This window comes from Neisseria sp. HMSC070A01, assembly GCF_001810165.1.
Classification (GTDB): domain Bacteria; phylum Pseudomonadota; class Gammaproteobacteria; order Burkholderiales; family Neisseriaceae; genus Neisseria.
In genome coordinates this window covers 1-20,577 of sequence record NZ_KV800114.1, presented here as the reverse complement: position 1 = coordinate 20,577, position 20,577 = coordinate 1, and the positions used below count along the sequence as shown (strand labels likewise).

The window sequence follows — 20,577 nt, the reverse complement described above, 5'->3', positions numbered from 1 at the left end:
AGGCCGTCTGAAAATTTTTCAGACGGCCTTTTTTAGTCATAAAAATAAATAACTTATAAAATGCTGATATAGAGATTCTCTGAAACCAGCACATGAAGATAGATTAACCAAATAAGAAATAATTATGTCATCAGACTGTACTTAACAATATTTCAGAATTTAATGTGGTTATTGTTTTTTAGCTTTTTGCTCAACTTTTTGCCAAAATGTTTTGGCGTGTTGTTTTTGTTTTTCATATTGCTTAATCATATTGATTGATTTGATTTCTTGTTCACAAGTTTTCTGTGAAAGTAAATCAAATTTTGGTCGTCCTACCCAAGCACCTGGAATAACACTTGTTCTTAAGCAATAGATACGATTAGCCACTGGAGTAAAACTCAAAGTTTCTGCGGCCTCTGTTTGTGCGTATAGCGTAATAGGTTCAAGTCGTTCAATATCTACGAAATTGCCTGCTCCATTTTCGGAACGCAAAATGAAAAATGTATCATCAAGATTAGCAAATGGACGCTGATAGGTAAATTTATTGTAATGCCCACTTACAAAGTATCTCACTCCACCACCAGCAAACCGACTGGGGCGAAAGGCATAAATCCGTGCTTGCCCTTCGGGCGGTTGTTTTAATGTGATGGTATCTTGTTGAATTTCAAAACCGTCTGTTTGCATTTCAAGTGTAGTTGCGCAGGCAGACAATAAGCTGCACACAGCAAGAGTCAAAAATAGGTGTTTCATCGTCATCCCTTTGTATGATGTTTAAATTAAAACATTATAATAAGATATTTAGAACTTAGGAAGCAAAATTTATTCTAAATGGTTTTCTGCTATATTTTCAAAATTATTTTGTACAAATCATCATGCCTGTGATTGAAGCGAAACTCAGTTTCCTTTAAATATAAATGCAAGTAAAACGTATTCTTCGGTATCCCGTTAAATTTGTACTAAGCGATGCTTAGCATAACTCTAAAAAGACTCAATACTGTTAATATGCCCCCTTCTACGGACAAACTTATTGTCAATTTTGGATGATTTTACTTCCTAAGCCCTACAAAATTTCTACCTTATCCACTGCGATTCGTCACTATTTTCAGACGGCCTTTTGTCAAAACCGGAAAAAACAGGTAAATCCGTTTTTAGATTTAGAAACAATATTATTATGATTCATGCCCTCGGCAACACCCCAACCTTTACGAGGAAAAACAAATGAAAAAATATTTTGCAGAATTTTTCGGCACTTTCTGGCTGGTATTCGGCGGCTGCGGCAGCGCAGTATTGGCAGCAGCCTACCCTGAACTCGGCATTGGCTTTGCCGGTGTCGCCTTGGCGTTTGGCTTGACCGTACTGACCATGGCTTACGCCGTCGGCCATATTTCCGGCGGCCACTTCAACCCTGCCGTTTCCGTCGGCCTCTTCATCGGCGGCCGTTTCAACGGTAAAGACTTGTTGCCTTACATCTTATCCCAAGTCATCGGTGCGATTGCCGCTGCAGGCGTTCTGTATCTGATTGCTTCCGGTAAAACCGGTTTTGATGCTGTTGCTTCCGGCTTTGCCAGCAATGGTTTCGGCGAACACTCTCCTAACGGTTACGACATGATGGCCGCGTTGCTGATCGAATTCGTACTGACCGCATTCTTCCTGATCATCATCATGGGTTCTACCGACAAACTGGCTCCGGCCGGCTTCGCCCCTATCGCCATCGGCCTGGGTCTGACCCTGATTCACTTGATCAGCATTCCTGTGACCAATACTTCCGTCAACCCTGCACGCTCTACCGGCGTTGCCTTGTTCCAAGGCGGCTGGGCTGTTGAACAATTGTGGTTGTTCTGGTTGGCCCCTATTGCCGGCGCAGCAGTTGGCGCGGCTATTTACCGCTTTGTTTTGGCAAACAACGACGACAAATAATCTGAACGGAATGATATTTCCGGTGCGGCCGACACCTTAAACCGTCCGCACCCAAGTTGCCGAGATACAAACGCACCGCCTGACTCAGACGGTGCGTTTGTTTTTGCCATGTTACAATACTTTCTTTTCCCACATTCTCAAACCATCATGCAAACCTTACCCTTTCAAACCGATATCGCCGCCAGAATGCTGGTCAATACCGAAAACGAAACCATCCATCCCGATGCCGTATTCGTACAAACGCAAAACGGCTACTGGATTGCTTGGCACGACCAACAAGCCGCCCTGCTTGCCCCCGACACCCCACCCGATATTCCCTGCTTTTGGGTAGAAGGCGCAGAAAGCCTGGAAGAGCTGGTAAGCATGGTAGAAAACGGCGAATTTGACGAAGTCGAAGAATTTGACGGCGACGATGATGCTTGGCAAGAAGCACTCGGATGCGGCCATCATCACGAAGGACACTGCGGATGCAGCCATTGAGATGCACAAAACGCCTGCTTCTGGCACTTGCCCTTTGCCTGACGCTTAACGGCTGCGTTGTAGGCGCGGCTGTCGATTTGGCTGCCACGACCGTCCTGACTGCCGGAAAATTGGTTGTCAAAGGAACGGGAGCAGTGATTGATGCCGCCATTCCTGACGGCAAAAAAGACAAGGACAAGGAAAAAGAAAAGAGCAAAGAAAAGCCAAAATCGGAAGAAATCATCTATAAGGAAGAGTCCTCCGATGAAGTAACGCAATAATCCTTCAGACGGCCTTGGTAAGGTAACCCATCCTACTGAGGCCGTCTGAACATTCATCCTTACATATAGCCCTGTTCACGCAAAGAGCAGGTTTCTTTTGCCGTTACGATAAAATGGTCTAAGAGCGTAATATCCACCAAACTTAAAGCCTGTTTCAAACGCTCTGTAAACTGCACATCAGATTCAGACGGCCTTGCCGAGCCGCCCGGATGATTGTGTGCCAAAATCAAACTGTCGGCGTATTCATCCAATGCCAATTTGACAATTTCACGAATATAAACCGTATTCTCCGCCACCGTACCACGCGACAATTCCCGTACCGCAATCAATTGATTTTGACGGTTGAGCAGCAAGGCAACGCTGACCTCGATTTTTTCATGCCCAAGATGCAGGCGCAGATAATCCGCAACCGATTTCGGGTTTGACAAAACCATCTGCTCCTGCAAATCCTCACCCAAAATCCGCCGCCCGATTTCTTTGACCACGGCAAACTGAGTATAGCTCGCCAAACCCATGCCCTTGCAAGCAGAAAGTGTTTTGGCATCCGCACTCATCAGCTTTCCCAAGCTGCCGAACTCGCTCAACAAATAACGCGCCAAATCAACCGCGCTCATGCCGCGCGTTCCGACACGCAATAAAATTGCCAGCAACTCCGCATCACTCAACGCCGCCGCGCCGCGCTCCAACAGCTTCTCACGCGGTCGCTCCCCCTCGGGCCATTCTTTAATGCTCATGTTTTCCCTTTTTATTCATATAGCGGATTTGGTTTTTATTTAGGACAAAACCATCTTGCCCGCATAAAACGCAATCCGCACGATTTTATTAAAATTAATGCAATTTGCGTATTTTATTCTATCTCTAATTATTTTTTAAGACATTTGAATATAAATTAAATCCTTTTGTGCAGAAAAACAACGTTACCTATTTTCGCTATCCTGTTCCCCTGCCTGCCTTTCCTTTCCTATTTACTTCAAATCAGCCGCTACAAGCATTTTCATATTGCCCCTATGAGGCTTAGGCTAATATAATATTGAGTTTGCCGAGAGCAAAAGCTGAGGCTTAAACTGCTTTCTATCCACGCTGCCCGTGCGCTTTACAAGAGTTTCAGACGGCCTCCGTCCGACTCCCGCCAGCAATCAAACAGCTTTTTATCACCCATTCGAAAATCCGTTTTGCCGGTACTCGTCTTTCTTTTTGGAGTATTGCCATTATGACCGCAACCACTGCGTCTTCAGCCAAACCTTATTTGCAAATCCAAGGTTTGGTGAAAAAGTTTGGTGACAATTACGCTGTCGATAACATCGACTTGGACATCTATCAACACGAAATCTTCGCCCTTTTGGGCAGCTCAGGCAGTGGCAAATCCACACTGCTGCGTATGTTGGCAGGCATGGAAAGCCCCAATCAGGGCAAAATCATTCTCGACGGTCAAGACATTACCAAGCTTGCCCCGTACGAGCGCCCAATCAACATGATGTTCCAAAGCTATGCCCTGTTCCCGCACATGAGCGTTGAACAAAACATTGCTTTCGGCCTGAAACAAGACAAAATGCCTAAAGGCGAAATCGACGCCCGCGTCGAAGAAATGTTGCGCCTGGTGCAAATGACCAAATACGCCAAACGCAAGCCGCACCAACTTTCCGGCGGCCAACAACAGCGTATCGCTTTGGCGCGCAGCCTGGCAAAACGTCCGAAAATCCTGTTGCTTGACGAACCTTTGGGCGCACTCGATAAAAAACTGCGCCAACAAACCCAACTGGAATTGGTCAACACGCTGGAACAAGTCGGCGTAACCTGCATCATGGTTACCCACGACCAAGAAGAAGCGATGACGATGGCTACCCGTATCGCCATTATGTCCGACGGCCAATTGCGCCAAGTCGGCACACCTAGCGATGTGTACGACTACCCTAACAGTCGCTTTACCGCTGAATTTATCGGCGAAACCAATATTTTTGACGGCGTCGTTATTGACGACCGCGCCGATTTCTCCATCGTCAAATGTGACGGCTTGGAAAACCACGTCCGCATCGACCACGGCCTGGGCGTTCCGAACGACCATGAAATTTGGATCAGTATTCGTCCTGAAGATATTGATTTGCATAAAGAAAAACCAGAACACTTGGGCGCGCACAACTGGGCCCAAGGCACAGTCAAAGAAATTGCCTACTTGGGCAGCTTCGCGATTTACCACATCAAACTTGCCAACGGCCGTGTCGTCAAGAGCCAAGTTCCCGCACCTTATTGGTATGTGCGTAACATTACGCCGCCGACCTGGGACGAGACTGTCTATATCAGCTGGCCTGAAAACCAACCGACACCTCTGTTCAGTTAATTTGAGGGAAATGCAATGAACCTTAAAAAACTGAAAAACAAACTGTTCCGCCGCCCCGGCCAGCGTGCAGTGATTGCCGTGCCGTATATTTGGCTTTTGATTCTGTTTCTGATTCCGTTCGCCATCGTATTGAAAATCAGCTTTGCCGAACAAGAAATTGCCATTCCGCCATTTACGCCGCTGACAACGATTGATGAAGACTTAGGCCGTCTGAACATTGCCATCAGCTATCAGAACTACGCCGACATTTTCCAAAACTTTTGGAATACGCTCAATCCGTTTGGCGACAGTGAAAACAGCAATATCTATTTGATGACCTACTGGTCTTCGATTAAGACTGCGCTGACGACGACCATCATCTGCCTGTTGATCGGTTATCCGACCGCTTATGCTATTTCACGCGCCAATCCGGCTGCGCGCAACGGCCTGCTGTTGGCAATCATGCTGCCTTTCTGGACCTCTTTCCTGTTGCGTGTTTACGCATGGATGGGCTTATTGGGACACAACGGCATCATCAACAATTTCTTAATTAAATACGGAATCATCAGCGAGCCTTTAGACTTGTTCTACAATGCGTTTTCGCTGAATTTGGTGATGGTTTACGCCTATTTGCCGTTTATGATTTTGCCGCTGTACACACAATTGGTAAAACTGGACAACCGTCTGCTCGAAGCCGCTTCCGACTTGGGTGCAGGTCCGATCAAATCGTTCTTTACCATTACCCTGCCTTTATCCAAAACAGGCATCATCGCAGGCTCTATGCTGGTCTTTGTGCCGGCCGTCGGTGAATTTGTGATTCCTGAATTGGTGGGCGGTTCTGAAAACCTGATGATCGGTAAAGTATTGTGGCAGGCATTCTTCGACCAAAACAACTGGCCGCTGGCTTCTGCCGTCGCCGTCGTCATGGTTGCCCTGTTGGTTGTACCGATTGCCCTGTTCCAACACTATGAAAACCGCGAATTGGAAGAAGGAGGCAAATAATGCAGAAAACCAAATTATCCTGGTTCTTGAAACTGATGCTCCTGCTCTCGCTGGCATTCCTCTATATTCCGCTGGTGGTTTTGGTCATCTATTCTTTCAATGAATCTAAGCTGGTTACCGTTTGGGGCGGTTTCTCGACCAAATGGTATGGCGCATTAATGGAAAACGACACCATCTTGGAAGCGGCCTGGCTGTCATTGCGTATCGCCATCGTTTCCTCACTTGCCGCCGTAGCACTCGGCACATTGGCTGGTTACTCCATGGCGCGTATCAAACGCTTCCGAGGCAGCACACTGTTTGCCGGTATGATTTCCGCGCCTATGGTGATGCCTGATGTGATTACCGGTTTGTCCATGCTGCTGTTGATTATTCAGGTGCAAATGTTCCTACAAGGCAGTGAATTGCTGCAATCACTCTACTTCGATCGCGGCTTCTTCACCATCTTCCTCGGCCACACCACGCTTTGCATGGCGTACATTACCGTCGTTATCCGCTCGCGCTTGGTGGAATTGGATCAATCCTTGGAAGAAGCCGCTATGGACTTGGGGGCCCGTCCGCTGAAGATTTTCTTCGTGATTACCCTGCCGCTGATTGCCCCTGCGATTGCTTCCGGCTTCCTCTTGGGCATCACCCTGTCTTTGGACGACTTGGTGATTACCTCCTTCCTGTCAGGCCCGGGTTCATCGACATTGCCGCAAGTGATTTTCTCCAAAATCAAACTCGGCCTTGACCCTCAGATGAACGTTTTGGCAACCATCCTAATCGGCATCATCGGTACGCTGGTGATTGTCGTCAACTACTGGATGATGCGTCAGGCAACCAAACGGGAACGTGAGGCTGCCGAAGCCTACCGCCAAGAAAAATTGGCAGCCGAAAAAGCCGCCTAATATGCAGACAGGCTGTCCGATAAAGCGTCGGAACAGCCTGTTTTATTAACTGCATCTTATCCTTTCAGACGGCCTGAACTTAAGCCCATATTCCAGGCCGTTTGAAAACCTGTTTTCAATGAAGTTAAAACCAACCTAAAGCACAAATCATGATCAATCCCAGCTTCAAAGAATACCTTCCTTCCTACTATGTTAGCACGGCCAATCCCCATCCGTCTTATCCGACGCTTGAAGGCCGTCTGAAAACTGAAACCTGCGTTATCGGCGGCGGCTTGACCGGTTTATGCACCGCCCTACCGCTTGCCGAAAACGGCCATGAAGTCATCGTACTTGAAGCCGCACGTATCGGTTTCGGCGCATCAGGCCGAAGCGGCGGACAAGTCATCAGCGATTTTGCCTGCGGCATGGAAGAGATCGAAAAACAAGTCGGCTTAGAACAGGCCCAATGGTTCTGGCAGCAATCCCTGCAAGCCGTTGAACTGGTTGACTCGCGCATTCAAAAACACAATATCCAATGCGATTGGCAACGCGGCTATGCGACCGTCGCCGTCCGTCCTCAGCATTGGGAAGAATTGCAGCAATGGCACGAACATGCCCAAAAACATTATGGCGCAAGCCATTACCAGATTTGGGATAAAGCCACGCTGAAGCAACAACTAGCCAGCGATAGGTATCAAGGCGCGCAATTTGATCCTTTATCCGGCCACTTGCACCCGCTCAATTACACCCTAGGCATTGCCAAAGCGGCAGCCGATGCAGGCGCACAACTTTTTGAGCAGTCCCCCATGACTCGTATCGAGCCATGCGATAACGGCTGGCTGGTTCATACGCCCAATGGCAGCGTTGAGTGCAAAAACCTCGTTTATGCCGTCAATACTTATGCAGGTTTACACCCGAAATTCAAAGTATTGGAACAAAAAGCCATTGCCGTCAGCACCTTTATCATCGCCACCGAGCCTCTGGGCGAACGTGCCAAAGACCTGATCCGCAACAATATGGCCATCTGCGACAACCGCCACATCCTCGACTACTACCGCCTCAGCGCCGACGGTCGCCTTCTCTTCGGCGGCAAAGACAACGAGTTTATCGACGATCCAGACCGCATGACCGAACTCGTCCGCCAAGACATGCTGAAAGTTTTCCCGCAACTTGCCGATGTCAGAATCGAGCATTCTTGGGGCGGAGAATGCGACATCACGCGCAACCTTGCCCCACATTTCGGCCGCCTCGCCCCTACCGTTTTCTTTGCACAAGGCTACTCCGGACACGGCATGGCGATTACCGGCATTGCCGGTTTGGCAATTGCCGAAGCCATCATGGGTGATGACGGCCGTCTGAAACCTTTCGAGCAACTGCGCCACAGCAACATCATCACCCAGCCGTTCCTGCGCAAACTCGGCTCTTACCTCGGTTCCAAATACTACCAGTGGAAAGACAGCCACTAAACCCAAACGACAAATATATTTCAGACGGCGGCAGATTCAAGTAGAATTTAGGCCGTCTGAAAGCGTAGACACGACAAAATTCAATCATTTATCAGCAAGGAAACCATCATGAGCAACCATCACAAACTCATCATCCTCGGCTCCGGCCCTGCCGGCTATACTGCCGCCGTCTATGCCGCCCGCGCCAACCTTAACCCTGTAATCATTACCGGCGTTGAGCAAGGCGGACAACTGATGACCACCACCGAAGTGGACAACTGGCCTGCCGACGCAGAAGGCGTACAAGGTCCGGAACTGATGGCCCGTTTCCAAGCTCATGCCGAACGCTTCGGCACTGAAATGATTTTCGACCAAATCCACACCGTCGATTTGCAAAACCGTCCGTTTACCCTCAAAGGCGATATGGGCGAATACACCTGCGATGCGCTCATCGTTGCCACCGGCGCATCCGCCAAATATTTAGGTTTGCCAAGCGAAGAAACCTTTGCCGGCAAAGGCGTTTCCGCCTGTGCAACTTGTGATGGTTTCTTCTATAAAAAACAAGATGTTGCCGTAGTCGGCGGTGGCAATACCGCTGTAGAAGAAGCCCTCTACCTTGCCAATATCGCCAACACCGTTACCCTGATTCACCGCCGTGACAGCTTCCGCGCCGAAAAAATCATGGTGGACAAACTCATGCAACGGGTCGAAGAAGGCAAAATCATCCTCAAGCTCAACAGCTCGGTTGATGAAATCTTGGGCGACGAAAGCGGCGTTACCGGTGCACGCCTGAAACACAATGATGGAAGCACTGAAGAAATCGCCGTCAAAGGCGTTTTCATCGCCATCGGCCACAAACCCAACACTGATATTTTCAAAGGCCAACTCGACATGGATGAAACCGGCTACCTGAAAACCAAAGGCGGTACCGGTGACAATGTCGGCGCCACCAATATCGAAGGCGTATGGGCGGCTGGCGACGTCAAAGACCATACTTACCGTCAAGCCATCACCAGTGCGGCTTCCGGCTGTCAGGCCGCACTTGATGCCGAACGTTGGCTCGACCGCCACAGCGTATAAGCCTCTAAGCTACATTCTATTCTTTGAAACATCATCAACAGGCCGTCTGAAATTTCAGACGGCCTATTATCTGTTTGCCACACTGAATTTCATTTTAATGGCAAATTTATATCAAATAAGTACTTTTGCTTTATAATGACAACAAATACCCAACAAACAGGGAACAAACATGAAAAAAACACTAACGACACTTATCCTTTGCGCACTGACTCCTGCCGCCCTGGCTGCCGACACTTACGGCTACTTGGCCATGTGGCAAAACCCTGCCGACAGCAATGAAGCGCTGCAAATCAAAACCACCAAAGAAAATGCCACCCAACTGGATGCGACGGCAGAACTCGAAACATTCTGCAAAGGCCAAGATGCCTTAGCCGGTATCGGCTCAGGCCAAGCCACAGGCTGCAAAACGGTTGTCCCTCTGCACAACACCTGCATCGCGGTTGCCTACCCTAAAGCCATGGGCAAATTGACTGCTCAAAACGTAGTGGCCATTACCTCCCCACGTTTCAAAACCGTGCATCAAATTGCCTTGAACCAATGCATCAAAAAATACGGCTCACAAGGACAATGCGCTTTAGAAACAGTCTATTGCACTTCTGAAACCTACTATCAAGGTACGGTCAAAACCCTTTGGGAAAAAATCAAATCCATTTAAGGCCGTCTGAAAATAAAACCGGCTTGCCCGATATTCTCCATATCACGGCAAGCCGGTTTTTTATTCTGGTTTTTATTTGCTGTTTTTTTCCAACAAGTTGGCCACAACGCCTTCAGCCTGTTTCACCAAATCAGGATTGGTTCGGAAGTGGTTTTCATCATTCAAAGAGTAGCTGACAGTAGAAACCGCATACTTGGTGCTTCTCAACACAAATACGCCTTTACGCAAGATTTCGTTATTGCCTTTGGTCTTGTAACGCAGATTATACGGGCAAGAAGAATCATACAGTTTGCCGCGGTTGTCCGCTGTCACAATAGTGCTGCCAATGCCGCGTTTTGCCAAAGCTTTAGACAAAGCACGATCCAAATCATGCGGTCTTACTTTTGCATTTTGAATGATGCAGACATGTTTGATGCTGGTCAGCTCTTCAGGTTTCAATACTCTTTGTTCGGTCGTAGAACACGCGCCCAGCAATAATACGGCTGAAGCCGCCGCTAAAATCATGGTTTTCATCTGTTTTCCTTTTAAAATGTTCAAACAATAAATATTCAGACGGCCTTTATACAAAGGCCGTCTGAAAAAATCAACGTACGTTTTTCATTAAACGTTGTTTCTCACGCTTCCAATCCGCTTCTTTCAGGCTTTGGCGTTTGTCATGCTGTTTCTTACCCTTGGCCAAACCGATTTCCACTTTGATTCTACCGCGGGTGTAATGCAGGTTTAAGGGCACAATCGTATAACCGGCGCGTTCGGTTTTGCCGATTAACTTATTAATTTCCGATTGTTTCAACAACAACTTACGCGGACGGACAGGGTCAGGTTTGACGTGTGTCGAGGCAGTGGGCAATGCGGTAATGTGGCAGCCCACCAAATAGAATGCGTCTTTTTTCCAGTAGATATAGCTTTCTTTTAATTGCACGCGTGCAGCGCGGATGGCTTTGACTTCCCATCCCTCCAATACTATACCGGCTTCGATTTGGTCTTCGATAAAGAAATCGTGAAAGGCTTTTTTATTATTGGCAATACTCATTGTGCTGATTCTTTACAAACTTTTCAGACGGCCTATTTTATCAGGCATGCTTAAAAATTAAAACGGCAAACGGTTTTGAAACGTTTATTCGCTTAAAACATGGCGGCGGTAAAAGCGGTCTATATCGGCAATGGCTTTTTCATCTTCAGGGCGTAAATCCAGTTTCAAATCGGCAAGGCGGATCAAAATTTGGTCTTCACGCTCGGCAACGGCGCAGCTGACCTCGCCTTCGCTGCGGAAATGACGGATAAGCTCGTCCAACTGGTTTAAAGCATTTTGATAAGATGAATTTGGATTCATAATTTTTAACTCGAACGCCCATAAAAAATGGCGGGAAACCCCGCCATGATTTTACGGCTTACGCCGCGCATTTGATTAAGCAGCTTGAATGTTAGCAGCTTGTTTGCCTTTAGGGCCGGTGGTTACGTCGAAAGACACGCGTTGGCCTTCTTTCAGGGTTTTGAAACCTTCCATGTTGATCGCTGAGAAGTGAGCGAACAGATCTTCGCCGCCTTCGTCAGGAGTGATGAAACCAAAACCTTTAGCGTCGTTAAACCATTTTACGATACCGGTTGCCATTAGAAACTTCCTATACTTAAAAATTAACAAAATCAGCAAAACAAGGCATACAGCAAACTAAAACGTTCAGCGTTTCTCCCCCGTTTTTATTACGCGGTCGAGTGCCAACTTCTGCTTAACTGTCTTTTTACATTTGTTAAGACAAAACGTCAAGCTATGTTTTCAAAAAAGTGGGAAAATAGAAAAAATTGGCCGAAATACAACAGAAAACGGTTTGCACTCTAAAACAGGCCGTCTGAAAACTGAAATCTAAGATCATGAACCATCCGAATACCGACCACCAATCCGATACCCTGCTCAGCGATATCAACACACAGCCGCCGAAACGTTACGGCGTATTTTTATTGAACGACGATTACACCACCATGGAATTTGTCGTCGAAATCCTGACCGAAGTCTTTATGCTTGCACAGGAACAGGCCGTGGCCGTCATGCTGCTGGTGCACCATGAAGGCAAAGGCCTGTGCGGCACCTACACGCGCGATATTGCGCAAACCAAGCAGCATCAGGTCATGGAACGCGCCAAAGCTGAAGGGCATCCGCTCAAATGTATAGTCGAAGAGGTTTAAACCATGCTTTCACCCGAATTGGAACACATCCTGCAACTGCTCTATCGTGAAGCACGCAACGCGCGTTATGAGTTTATCAGCTTGGAACACCTGCTTTTGGTGCTGATAGAAGAAGATGCGGCTGTGCCGAATGTCTTGAAACTGTGTGGTGCGGATTTGAAAGTCCTGTCCGAGCAGCTGGCCGCCAGCGTGGCCGAAAATACGCCGCAAATTCCCGATCATCTTCTGGATACGGTCGAAACCCAGCCGACATTGGGCTTCCAACGCGTCATCCAACGGGCGATGGTGCATACCCAGTCTGCCGGTAAAGCCGCAGTAGAGCCTTTGGATATTTTAGTTGCCATGATGAGCGAATCCGAAAGCCATGCCGTTTATTTCCTCAAATTGCAATCCATTACGCGCTTTGAAGTCTTGCGTTGCATTGCCCATGGCTCGCCCGATGACGAAGACGGCAATGATTCAGACGGCCTTGAACGTGAGGGCGAAGAAGCAGAACAAAAAACCGGCTCCCTTTCCGACTACACCGTCAACCTCAACGCCGAAGTCAAAGCCGGCCGCATCGATCCTTTGATTGGTCGCAAACACGAAATGGAACGGTTGGTGCAAATCCTGTGCCGCCGCCGCAAAAACAATCCGCTTTTAGTCGGCGAAGCAGGCGTAGGCAAAACTGCGCTGGCGGAAGGTTTGGCACATCAAATCGTCAACGGCGACATTCCCGACGCGCTGAAAGAAGCCGAAGTGTACGCACTGGATATGGGTTCGCTTTTGGCGGGCACGAAATACCGCGGCGACTTTGAAGCGCGGGTCAAATCCGTCTTGAAACAGCTCGAAAAAATCCCGCACGCCATTTTGTTTATCGACGAAATCCACACCATCATCGGCGCGGGCAGTACCAGCGGCGGCACGATGGACGCATCCAACCTGCTCAAACCCGCGCTGGCGAAAGGCTCGCTGCGCTGTATCGGCGCAACCACTTACGACGAATACCGCACCATTTTCGACAAAGACCACGCCTTAAGCCGCCGCTTTCAAAAAATTGACGTGGTCGAACCCACCGTTTCCGAGACCGTGCAAATCCTGCGCGGCTTAAAGCCAATGTTTGAAGATTTCCACCAAGTGCGCTATACGCAAGGTGCGCTCGAAGCCGCCGCCGAACTTTCCGCCCGCTACATCAACGAACGTTTCCTGCCCGACAAAGCCATCGACGTGATGGACGAAGCAGGCGCAGCGCAACGGATTTTGCCCAAATCCAAACAGAAAAAAGTCATCGGCAAAGCGCAAATCGAAACCGTCATCGCCAAAGTCGCGCGGATTCCTGAAAAAACCGTGTCGCACGACGACAAACAAGTGTTGCAATTCCTCGGCCGCGATTTGAAAAACATGGTTTACGGTCAGGAAAATGCCATCGACGCGCTGGTTGCCGCCGTCAAAATGTCGCGCTCCGGCCTTGCCCTGCCCGACAAACCGATAGGCAGCTTCCTCTTCTCCGGCCCGACCGGCGTCGGCAAAACCGAAGTCGCCAAACAGCTTGCCTACTCAATGGGTGTATCGCTGCAACGCTTCGATATGTCCGAATACATGGAACGCCACGCCGTATCGCGCCTCATCGGTGCGCCGCCGGGCTACGTCGGCTTTGAACAAGGCGGTCTTTTGACCGAAGCCGTCAACAAACAGCCACATTGCGTGTTGCTTTTGGACGAAATCGAAAAAGCCCACCCCGACATTTTCAACGTCCTCCTGCAAGTCATGGACGCAGGCAAACTGACCGACAACAACGGCAAGAGCGCCGATTTCCGCAACGTCATCCTGATTATGACCACCAACGCAGGCGCGGAAAGCCTCAGCCGACCCAGCCTCGGCTTTACCACCAAACGCGAACGCGGCGACGAAATGCAGGCAATCAACAAACTCTTTACGCCCGAGTTCCGCAACCGTTTGGATGCGATTATCCCGTTTGCGCCCCTGTCCGAACCCGTCATCGCCAAAGTCGTGGACAAATTCCTGCTCCAGCTCGAGCACCAGCTCCTCGACAAAAAAGTCGAAGCCGAATTCACGCCGGCATTGCGCAAATATCTGGCAGAAAAAGGTTTCGACCCACAAATGGGCGCACGCCCGATGCACCGCCTGATTCAGGAAAAAATCCGCAAACCGCTCGCCGACGAACTCCTGTTCGGCAAACTCGCCGACGGCGGCTTCGTGCGGATAGACTGGGATGCAGCAAAAGAAGAAGCCGTGTTGAAGTTTAAGAAAAACAAGGTCAAACCTGAAGCAGAAACTGTTTAACCAGTTGAAAAATAAAAGGCCGTCTGAAATTTCAGACGGCCTTTTTATCTCAATCAAAAATCTGATTTACAAAACGGATTTTACAGTAGCAACCACATTGTCTACGGTAAAGCCGAATTCTTTAAAGAGCAAGTCAGCAGGTGCAGACTCGCCGAAGCGGTTAATACCGACCACTGCACCGTTCAAACCAACGTATTTATACCAACCGTCGGCGTGTCCGGCTTCTACGGCTACGCGTGGCAGGCCTTCGGGCAGGACGGTGGCTTGATAGGCGGCGTCTTGGCGGTCGAATACGTTGGTGGATGGCATGGAAACGACACGCACGGCAATACCTTGTTCTGCCAATACTTTTTGCGCTTCCAGAGCCAATTCAACTTCAGAACCGGTGGCAATGATAACAGCTTGGGTGTTGCCTTGGGCTTCGCTGATGACATAGCCGCCGCGTTTGATGTCGTTCAGTTGTTGTTCGTTGCGTGCTTGGAATTTCAGGTTTTGACGGCTGAAAATCAAGCTGGACGGATGATCGGCCGCTTTAACGGCTTCAGACCACGCCACCAAGGATTCAACGGTATCGCATGGACGCCATACATCCATATTCGGAATCAAGCGCAGAGTGGCGGTTTGCTCGATAGGTTGGTGGGTCGGACCGTCTTCACCCAAACCGATGGAATCGTGAGTGAACACAAATACAGGGTTGATTTTCATCAGCGATGCCATACGCAAAGCATTACGCTCGTATTCGCTGAACATCAGGAAAGTCGCGCCAAAGGGTTTCACACCGCCGTGCAAGGCAAGGCCGTTCATGATGGCACCCATGCCGAACTCGCGTACGCCGTAGTGAATATAGTTGCCGCCGTGTTCGCGGGTAACGGAGACGCTGTTTGACCAGTCAGTCAGATTGGATGGCGTCAAGTCGGCAGAACCGCCCACCAACTCAGGCAGCTCTTTGGCCAGAATTTCGATGCTGTTTTGGCTGGCTTTACGGGTGGCGATGGTTTCGGCTTTGGCGCACACTTCTTTCAATGCGGCTTGAACGTAAGCATCGAAGTTGTCCGGCAGTTTTTTATCCATGCGGCGCACGAATTCTGCGGCTTCGGCGGGATATTTGGCTTGATATTGAGCAAAAAGCTCGTTCCATTCGGCCTCAAATTTTGCGCCTTTTTCTTTTGCATTCCATGCGGCATAGATTTCTTGCGGAATTTCAAACGCAGGATATATCCAACCCAAATGTTTGCGCGTGGCTTCGATTTCGTCCGCGCCCAAAGGTGCGCCATGGGTTTTGTGGCTGCCCTCTTTGTTGGCGCTGCCTTTGCCGATTAAGGTTTTGCAGCAGATGAGGGAAGGTTTGCCGGTTTCGGCTTTGGCCGCTTCAATGGCCGTCTGAATGGCATCGGTATCATGACCGTTTACATTTGGAATCACATGCCAGCCGTAGCTTTCAAAACGTTGCGGGATGTTTTCGGTAAACCAACCGTCCACTTTGCCGTCAATGGAAATATTGTTGTCATCATATAAAACAATCAGCTTGCCCAAGCCCAAAGTGCCGGCAAGCGAACAGGCTTCGTGCGACACGCCTTCCATCATGCAGCCGTCGCCCATGAAGACGTAGGTGTGGTGGTCAACGATGTTCAAATCGTCTTTATTGAATTCGGCAGCCAAGATTTTTTCGGCCAAAGCCATGCCCACTGCGTTGGCAATACCTTGTCCCAACGGGCCGGTCGTGGTTTCCACACCGTCGGTGTAACCGTATTCGGGGTGGCCGGGGGTTTTGCTGTGCAATTGGCGGAAGTTTTTCAAGTCTTCGATGGATACGTTGTAGCCGGTCAGGTGCAACAGGCTGTACAGCAACATGGACGCGTGACCATTAGAAAGGATGAAGCGGTCACGGTTGTAGAATTTCGGGTTGGCGGGGTTATGGTTGAGGAACTTCGTCCACAATACTTCCGCCATTTCCGCCATACCCATAGGTGCGCCGGGGTGGCCGGAGTTGGCTTTCTGTACGGCATCGACTGAGAGGAAACGGATTGCGTTTGCCAGTTGAGACATGGTTTGACCTTCCTTGGACAAGATTGGAAATATGAAAAAAGGTGTACCGATTATCGCCTGAATCAGCCGTGCTTTCAAGGATAGCTTTTGATATTCGCTTTGTCAGACGGCCTGTTTCCACTCGGTTGCCTGAAACAGACAGGATAGATGATATTAACTGTTATTTCGTTTTGAAACAGTGCTTTATATATTTTTATCGTGTAAATAGCAAATCACTATAAGTTTGCACACAGACTGATTCGTAAACCTTTGAATACTGCCCTTTTCAGACGGCCCTACATCAAACGGCCGCAAGGAATCCATTGTTAAGACGAAGCCCTTCTTTTGCTTTGAATAGAGTCAAATGTTATGATTTGTATGCACGCGAAAAGGCCGTCTGAAAATATTCACATCAAACTACTACCATGACAACAGGCTTGTGTGCACTTCATCAAGGAACACTGAAATGTCACCAGAAAACCAAGCTGAAAACACCACACCCTCAACAGAAAAAACAGCAAAAGCCACTGCGCCCAAACCTTCCAAACCCAAATCCAGCGTGATTCAAATCCATCCCGAAGGCGAACGCATCCATCCTAAAAAGGCGGAAGGACGCTTTGCCAAACTGCGTATCGCCGCCGTATTGGCGACCCAGTTTGTATTTTACGTTATTCCATGGTTCAACTGGAGCGGCCGTCAGGCGGTTTTATTCAATATTCCTGACCGTCATTTCTTCATTTTCGGACTGTCGCTGGGCATGGGCGATTTGATTTACCTTGCCTTGCTGCTGATGATTTGCGCATTCGGATTGTTTTGGTGGACAACCATTGCCGGTCGTTTGTGGTGCGGCTATTCATGCCCGCAAACGGTTTACACCGAAATTATGCTGTGGATTGACAACTTGGTCGAAGGCGATAGAAACAAACGCCTGAAACTGGAAAAATCGCCTTGGAACTTTACTAAAATTCGCATTAAGGCCACCAAATACCTGCTGATTTTCCTTGTCTGCGCGTGGACAGGCATTACCTTTTCGGGCTGGTTTGTCCCGATCCGCCAGTTTGTTCCTGATTTGTTTGCCGGAGCAGCAAGCGGCGGCGCGATGTTTGCCGCAGCATTTTACGGATTCATGACTTTCTTCTTCGCCCACATCATGCGCGAAAAAGTTTGTCTGCATATGTGTCCGTATGCACGTTTCCAAAGTGCAATGTTTGACAAAGACACGCTGATTATTTCTTACGATACCGAACGCGGCGAACCGCGCGGCGCACGCAAGAAAACCGCCAACAAAGAAGACAGCGGCTTGGGCGACTGCATCAACTGCACCATGTGCGTGCAAGTCTGCCCCGTCGGTATCGACATCCGCGACGGTTTGCAATACCAATGTATCGGCTGCGCGGCGTGTATCGATGCCTGCGACGAAATCATGGACAAAATGGGCTACGAGCGCGGCTTGATCCGTTATACGACCGAAGGCGCGTTGGAACACGAATACCCTGAAAGCGACATCAAAAAACGCTTGAAACGTCCGCGCGTAGCCGGTTATGGCGCAGTACTCCTGGTGGTCATCATTGCCTTCCTGGTCGGCATTTCCACCCGAAAAATGGTCGAAGTCGATATCCTGAAAGACCGTGGCGTCATGGTTCGCGAAAACAGCCAAGGCTGGTTGGAAAATGCCTATAACCTGCGCATTATCAACAATAGTGAAAACGAACAACTGATGACCGCAACCGTCAAAGGCTTTGACGAAATCGCGCTGACCGGCCTGCCTGAAAACGGTATTAAAATTGCGCCGCGGGAAACCGTTACCATCCCGGTACAGGTATCTACCATTCCCGAATACGCCGACAAAGGCAGCCATCCGATCGAATTTACCTTTACCTATCGTGAGACCGGCTCTGCCGACTCCAAACCGACTACTTTAGAAGAAAAAGCAACCTTTATCGGAGAATAAACGGTGTCCCCACAACCCCAAATCAAACCTTGGTACAAACATATTTGGCCCTGGGTGCTGATGGCCGGCCCCATCTTCGTCGTTATCGCCAGCGTTTCCATGTTCTTCGTCGCAAAAGAACACACGACAGACTTGGTGTCTGACGATTACTACAAAGACGGCAAACACATCGAAATCCAACTTCACCGCGATGAAGAAGCCGTTAAACGGCAAATTCAGGTGCAGGTCTTAATCAGTCCGGATATGAACGCCGCCAAAGTATTCGTCAGCGGACAATTCGATACCAAACAGCCATTAAACCTATTGTTGATGCACCCGACGCGCAAAGCCGATGACCAAACCGTCAAGCTGCGCGCCGTAACAGCCGAACCGCAAAACGGCCGCATGGAATACGAAGCCGTCTTTAAGCCTTTACGCCCAACCAATCATTGGTACTTGCGCGTTGAAGATGCTTCAGGCGTATGGCGTGTTGAAAACAAATGGATAGTCAGCCAAGGCAATGCAGTCAACCTGACACCCATGGACAAATTGTTCGACAACGGCAAACAAGCCGCTTCAACAGAACAATAAATCCCGACCCAGGCCGTCTGAAACCTTTCAGACGGCCTGAAATCTTCATGCCCTCTTATATTTATTCTCTTCCAAATATGATTTTTTCCGATTGGCGCAGACTGACCGAAAACGAAGTCCGTATGGCAAAACAAGTTTTTGCGGACAGCATAGATTTCCACCGCATCAAAATATATCGCGGCATTCCGCTTATACCCAACGCCAATACCGCCATTGCACCCAATGGAAACATATACTTTCCGCGTAAACACTGCCCCGAAGATTTCACTCAAGCCGGCATAGCCTACAAAATTTGGCTGATTCATGAGCTGACACATGTCTGGCAACACCAACACGGTCACAAAGTTTGGCTTTCCGGCCTATTCATCATGCTCAAAGGCGGATACAGAAAACGCAAAGCTTACGCCTATCCCATCCCCTTACCACACATTAACCAATTAAATATCGAACAGCAGGCAGACCTTATTGCCCACTATTTCGCAGCCACTTTTCTACCCAAAAACATTTACACCCCGCAACAGCCTATTTTTCAGACAGCCTTAGCAGATTTTCTTCACAACCCACACGATAAAAACCTATGCCCGAGATACTTGTCGGCAAAAAAACAACACTTCAAAAAGCAGAGTGAACAAATAAGCTATAATGAACAACCCGACACATCATCCAAAAGATCCCAAACCATGCCTTGGAACATACCTATTTTACTTACCTGGATGCGCGTCCTATTAATCCCCGTGTTCACCATCCTATTCTATTTACCGAACACATGGATTCAACCACAAACCGTCAACTGGACAGCCGCCATCATCTTTGCACTTGCCGCTATTACAGACTGGTTCGACGGCTTTTTGGCACGCCGCTGGAAACAAACTTCCGACTTTGGCGCATTCCTCGACCCCGTTGCCGACAAACTCATGGTCGCAGTTGCCCTGCTCCTGCTCGTCAGCCTTGGCAGGACATACGCCATCTTCGCCATGATTATCATCGGCCGGGAAATTACCATTTCCGCCTTGCGCGAATGGATGGCACAAATGGGCAAACGCGGCAGCGTTGCCGTGGCAACCATCGGCAAATTCAAAACCACTGCCCAAATGATCGCCATCTTCCTTTTGCTTATCGGCACAGACAAATATAACGATCCTTTCTATCTCATTGGTAACATATTGATGTTTATAGCATCTGTATTGACCATCTGGTCAATGTGCTACTACCTGAAAATGGCATGGAAAGAATTCAAATAAATTTTTTAAAAAAATAAAAACAAAACACTTGACGCACACGATTAAATCCATAATAATTGCGTCTTCTTCGATATACGAAGCAACAAATATCAGAGCGGGAATAGCTCAGTTGGTAGAGCGCAACCTTGCCAAGGTTGAGGTCGCGAGTTCGAGACTCGTTTCCCGCTCCAGTTTAATTTCAGATGCACTCAAATGCGGGAATAGCTCAGTTGGTAGAGCGCAACCTTGCCAAGGTTGAGGTCGCGAGTTCGAGACTCGTTTCCCGCTCCATTCCGATTACTTGTTGATTGTTCTTTTTCAATATGCGGGAATAGCTCAGTTGGTAGAGCGC

Annotated in this window: 21 protein-coding genes, 2 tRNA genes and 1 pseudogene; 16 read left to right on the top strand and 8 right to left on the bottom strand. The window is 48.8% G+C overall.

The window, feature by feature from the left end; all coding sequences use genetic code 11:
• Positions 1-168 precede the first annotated feature (168 nt).
• Complete coding sequence (locus HMPREF2711_RS00305) at positions 169-729, bottom strand: hypothetical protein (RefSeq protein WP_003746158.1); 561 nt, start codon at positions 727-729, stop codon at positions 169-171.
• 89 nt (positions 730-818) lie between these two features.
• Positions 819-1,008 (bottom strand): annotated as a pseudogene (locus HMPREF2711_RS10650) (IS1595 family transposase); the annotation flags it as partial.
• A 189-nt stretch (positions 1,009-1,197) separates the two neighbouring features.
• Between HMPREF2711_RS10650 and aqpZ the strand changes: the two are divergent.
• The 3 genes from aqpZ (at position 1,198) to HMPREF2711_RS00290 (ending at position 2,636) form a co-directional block, all read left to right on the top strand.
• The gene (aqpZ, locus tag HMPREF2711_RS00300) at positions 1,198-1,896 is read left to right on the top strand and encodes an aquaporin Z (RefSeq protein WP_003746156.1); all 699 of its coding nucleotides are present in this window, start codon (positions 1,198-1,200) and stop codon (positions 1,894-1,896) included.
• Positions 1,897-2,043: 147 nt separating this feature from the next.
• A complete protein-coding gene (locus HMPREF2711_RS00295) occupies positions 2,044-2,376 on the top strand; it encodes a hypothetical protein (RefSeq protein WP_004520787.1) in 333 nt (110 codons plus the stop codon).
• A complete protein-coding gene (locus HMPREF2711_RS00290) occupies positions 2,364-2,636 on the top strand; it encodes an NF038104 family lipoprotein (protein ID WP_003746151.1) in 273 nt (90 codons plus the stop codon). Before HMPREF2711_RS00295 ends, HMPREF2711_RS00290 begins: the two co-directional genes overlap by 13 nt.
• Positions 2,637-2,695: 59 nt before the next feature.
• On the opposite strand, the gene radC is transcribed toward HMPREF2711_RS00290, so the two are convergent.
• Positions 2,696-3,370, bottom strand: a complete 675-nt coding sequence (gene radC / locus HMPREF2711_RS00285) for a RadC family protein (protein ID WP_003746150.1) — start codon at positions 3,368-3,370, stop codon at positions 2,696-2,698.
• Positions 3,371-3,846: 476 nt separating this feature from the next.
• On the opposite strand from radC, the gene potA reads away from it, so the two are divergent.
• The 6 genes from potA to HMPREF2711_RS00255 all read left to right on the top strand — a co-directional run bounded on the left by potA (position 3,847) and on the right by HMPREF2711_RS00255 (position 9,998).
• Positions 3,847-4,971 (top strand): ABC transporter ATP-binding protein, encoded by a 1,125-nt coding sequence (gene potA, locus HMPREF2711_RS00280; RefSeq protein WP_003746147.1) that lies wholly within the window; start codon positions 3,847-3,849, stop codon positions 4,969-4,971.
• 15 nt (positions 4,972-4,986) lie between these two features.
• Positions 4,987-5,952: an ABC transporter permease subunit gene (locus HMPREF2711_RS00275; protein ID WP_003746146.1), complete on the top strand. Its 966-nt coding sequence runs from the start codon at positions 4,987-4,989 to the stop codon at positions 5,950-5,952.
• Positions 5,952-6,839, top strand: a complete 888-nt coding sequence (locus HMPREF2711_RS00270) for an ABC transporter permease subunit (RefSeq protein WP_003746144.1) — start codon at positions 5,952-5,954, stop codon at positions 6,837-6,839. Before HMPREF2711_RS00275 ends, HMPREF2711_RS00270 begins: the two co-directional genes overlap by 1 nt.
• 149 nt (positions 6,840-6,988) lie before the next feature.
• Positions 6,989-8,284 carry an NAD(P)/FAD-dependent oxidoreductase gene (locus HMPREF2711_RS00265; protein ID WP_003746142.1) on the top strand — a complete coding sequence of 432 codons (1,296 nt, stop codon included), beginning with the start codon at positions 6,989-6,991 and terminating at the stop codon, positions 8,282-8,284.
• Between the two features lie 108 nt (positions 8,285-8,392).
• Positions 8,393-9,343 carry a thioredoxin-disulfide reductase gene (trxB, locus tag HMPREF2711_RS00260; protein WP_003746139.1) on the top strand — a complete coding sequence of 317 codons (951 nt, stop codon included), beginning with the start codon at positions 8,393-8,395 and terminating at the stop codon, positions 9,341-9,343.
• A gap of 169 nt (positions 9,344-9,512) precedes the next feature.
• Entirely contained in the window at positions 9,513-9,998 is a 486-nt protein-coding gene (locus HMPREF2711_RS00255) for a DUF4189 domain-containing protein (RefSeq protein ID WP_070615114.1), read from the top strand.
• A 72-nt stretch (positions 9,999-10,070) separates the two neighbouring features.
• Here HMPREF2711_RS00255 and HMPREF2711_RS00250 read toward each other — a convergent pair whose 3' ends face one another.
• The 4 genes from HMPREF2711_RS00250 to HMPREF2711_RS00235 form a co-directional block, all read right to left on the bottom strand.
• Entirely contained in the window at positions 10,071-10,511 is a 441-nt protein-coding gene (locus HMPREF2711_RS00250) for a hypothetical protein (RefSeq protein ID WP_003746136.1), read from the bottom strand.
• Positions 10,512-10,581: 70 nt separating this feature from the next.
• A complete protein-coding gene (smpB, locus tag HMPREF2711_RS00245; RefSeq protein WP_003679566.1) occupies positions 10,582-11,028 on the bottom strand; it encodes an SsrA-binding protein SmpB in 447 nt (148 codons plus the stop codon).
• An 84-nt stretch (positions 11,029-11,112) separates the two neighbouring features.
• Positions 11,113-11,328, bottom strand: a complete 216-nt coding sequence (locus tag HMPREF2711_RS00240) for a hypothetical protein (protein ID WP_003746135.1) — start codon at positions 11,326-11,328, stop codon at positions 11,113-11,115.
• A 75-nt stretch (positions 11,329-11,403) separates the two neighbouring features.
• Positions 11,404-11,607 (bottom strand): cold-shock protein, encoded by a 204-nt coding sequence (locus HMPREF2711_RS00235; RefSeq protein ID WP_002217533.1) that lies wholly within the window; start codon positions 11,605-11,607, stop codon positions 11,404-11,406.
• Positions 11,608-11,864: 257 nt separating this feature from the next.
• On the opposite strand from HMPREF2711_RS00235, the gene clpS reads away from it, so the two are divergent.
• Together clpS and clpA are read left to right on the top strand one after the other, a co-directional pair.
• Positions 11,865-12,176, top strand: a complete 312-nt coding sequence (clpS, locus tag HMPREF2711_RS00230; RefSeq protein ID WP_003679561.1) for an ATP-dependent Clp protease adapter ClpS — start codon at positions 11,865-11,867, stop codon at positions 12,174-12,176.
• Positions 12,177-12,179: 3 nt separating this feature from the next.
• The gene (clpA, locus tag HMPREF2711_RS00225; RefSeq protein WP_003746132.1) at positions 12,180-14,459 is read left to right on the top strand and encodes an ATP-dependent Clp protease ATP-binding subunit ClpA; all 2,280 of its coding nucleotides are present in this window, start codon (positions 12,180-12,182) and stop codon (positions 14,457-14,459) included.
• 66 nt (positions 14,460-14,525) lie between these two features.
• On the opposite strand, the gene tkt is transcribed toward clpA, so the two are convergent.
• The gene (tkt, locus tag HMPREF2711_RS00220) at positions 14,526-16,505 is read right to left on the bottom strand and encodes a transketolase (protein ID WP_070615111.1); all 1,980 of its coding nucleotides are present in this window, start codon (positions 16,503-16,505) and stop codon (positions 14,526-14,528) included.
• A gap of 445 nt (positions 16,506-16,950) precedes the next feature.
• Here tkt and ccoG point away from each other — a divergent pair, with 445 nt between their 5' ends.
• The 5 genes from ccoG to HMPREF2711_RS00190 all read left to right on the top strand — a co-directional run bounded on the left by ccoG (position 16,951) and on the right by HMPREF2711_RS00190 (position 20,516).
• A complete protein-coding gene (gene ccoG, locus HMPREF2711_RS00215; protein WP_070615107.1) occupies positions 16,951-18,435 on the top strand; it encodes a cytochrome c oxidase accessory protein CcoG in 1,485 nt (494 codons plus the stop codon).
• A gap of 3 nt (positions 18,436-18,438) precedes the next feature.
• The gene (locus tag HMPREF2711_RS00210) at positions 18,439-19,005 is read left to right on the top strand and encodes a FixH family protein (RefSeq protein WP_003746123.1); all 567 of its coding nucleotides are present in this window, start codon (positions 18,439-18,441) and stop codon (positions 19,003-19,005) included.
• Positions 19,006-19,685: 680 nt separating this feature from the next.
• Complete coding sequence (pgsA, locus tag HMPREF2711_RS00200) at positions 19,686-20,246, top strand: CDP-diacylglycerol--glycerol-3-phosphate 3-phosphatidyltransferase (protein ID WP_003679552.1); 561 nt, start codon at positions 19,686-19,688, stop codon at positions 20,244-20,246.
• A gap of 94 nt (positions 20,247-20,340) precedes the next feature.
• A tRNA-Gly gene (locus HMPREF2711_RS00195) sits at positions 20,341-20,416 on the top strand.
• Between the two features lie 24 nt (positions 20,417-20,440).
• Positions 20,441-20,516, top strand: a tRNA-Gly gene (locus HMPREF2711_RS00190).
• Positions 20,517-20,577 lie beyond the last annotated feature (61 nt).

What these genes read in the sequence shown, in the direction of transcription:
- ccoG (WP_070615107.1), top strand. Translation starts at nt 16,951, where the DNA reads ATGTCACCAGAAAACCAAGCTGAAAACACCACACCCTCAACAGAAAAA.
- HMPREF2711_RS00250 (WP_003746136.1), bottom strand. Translation starts at nt 10,511, where the DNA reads ATGAAAACCATGATTTTAGCGGCGGCTTCAGCCGTATTATTGCTGGGC.
- clpA (WP_003746132.1), top strand. Translation starts at nt 12,180, where the DNA reads ATGCTTTCACCCGAATTGGAACACATCCTGCAACTGCTCTATCGTGAA.
- HMPREF2711_RS00275 (WP_003746146.1), top strand. Translation starts at nt 4,987, where the DNA reads ATGAACCTTAAAAAACTGAAAAACAAACTGTTCCGCCGCCCCGGCCAG.
- HMPREF2711_RS00305 (WP_003746158.1), bottom strand. Translation starts at nt 729, where the DNA reads ATGAAACACCTATTTTTGACTCTTGCTGTGTGCAGCTTATTGTCTGCC.
- tkt (WP_070615111.1), bottom strand. Translation starts at nt 16,505, where the DNA reads ATGTCTCAACTGGCAAACGCAATCCGTTTCCTCTCAGTCGATGCCGTA.
- radC (WP_003746150.1), bottom strand. Translation starts at nt 3,370, where the DNA reads ATGAGCATTAAAGAATGGCCCGAGGGGGAGCGACCGCGTGAGAAGCTG.
- pgsA (WP_003679552.1), top strand. Translation starts at nt 19,686, where the DNA reads ATGCCTTGGAACATACCTATTTTACTTACCTGGATGCGCGTCCTATTA.
- HMPREF2711_RS00240 (WP_003746135.1), bottom strand. Translation starts at nt 11,328, where the DNA reads ATGAATCCAAATTCATCTTATCAAAATGCTTTAAACCAGTTGGACGAG.
- HMPREF2711_RS00290 (WP_003746151.1), top strand. Translation starts at nt 2,364, where the DNA reads ATGCAGCCATTGAGATGCACAAAACGCCTGCTTCTGGCACTTGCCCTT.
- HMPREF2711_RS00235 (WP_002217533.1), bottom strand. Translation starts at nt 11,607, where the DNA reads ATGGCAACCGGTATCGTAAAATGGTTTAACGACGCTAAAGGTTTTGGT.
- HMPREF2711_RS00295 (WP_004520787.1), top strand. Translation starts at nt 2,044, where the DNA reads ATGCAAACCTTACCCTTTCAAACCGATATCGCCGCCAGAATGCTGGTC.
- HMPREF2711_RS00255 (WP_070615114.1), top strand. Translation starts at nt 9,513, where the DNA reads ATGAAAAAAACACTAACGACACTTATCCTTTGCGCACTGACTCCTGCC.
- clpS (WP_003679561.1), top strand. Translation starts at nt 11,865, where the DNA reads ATGAACCATCCGAATACCGACCACCAATCCGATACCCTGCTCAGCGAT.
- aqpZ (WP_003746156.1), top strand. Translation starts at nt 1,198, where the DNA reads ATGAAAAAATATTTTGCAGAATTTTTCGGCACTTTCTGGCTGGTATTC.
- HMPREF2711_RS00265 (WP_003746142.1), top strand. Translation starts at nt 6,989, where the DNA reads ATGATCAATCCCAGCTTCAAAGAATACCTTCCTTCCTACTATGTTAGC.
- trxB (WP_003746139.1), top strand. Translation starts at nt 8,393, where the DNA reads ATGAGCAACCATCACAAACTCATCATCCTCGGCTCCGGCCCTGCCGGC.
- HMPREF2711_RS00270 (WP_003746144.1), top strand. Translation starts at nt 5,952, where the DNA reads ATGCAGAAAACCAAATTATCCTGGTTCTTGAAACTGATGCTCCTGCTC.
- smpB (WP_003679566.1), bottom strand. Translation starts at nt 11,028, where the DNA reads ATGAGTATTGCCAATAATAAAAAAGCCTTTCACGATTTCTTTATCGAA.
- potA (WP_003746147.1), top strand. Translation starts at nt 3,847, where the DNA reads ATGACCGCAACCACTGCGTCTTCAGCCAAACCTTATTTGCAAATCCAA.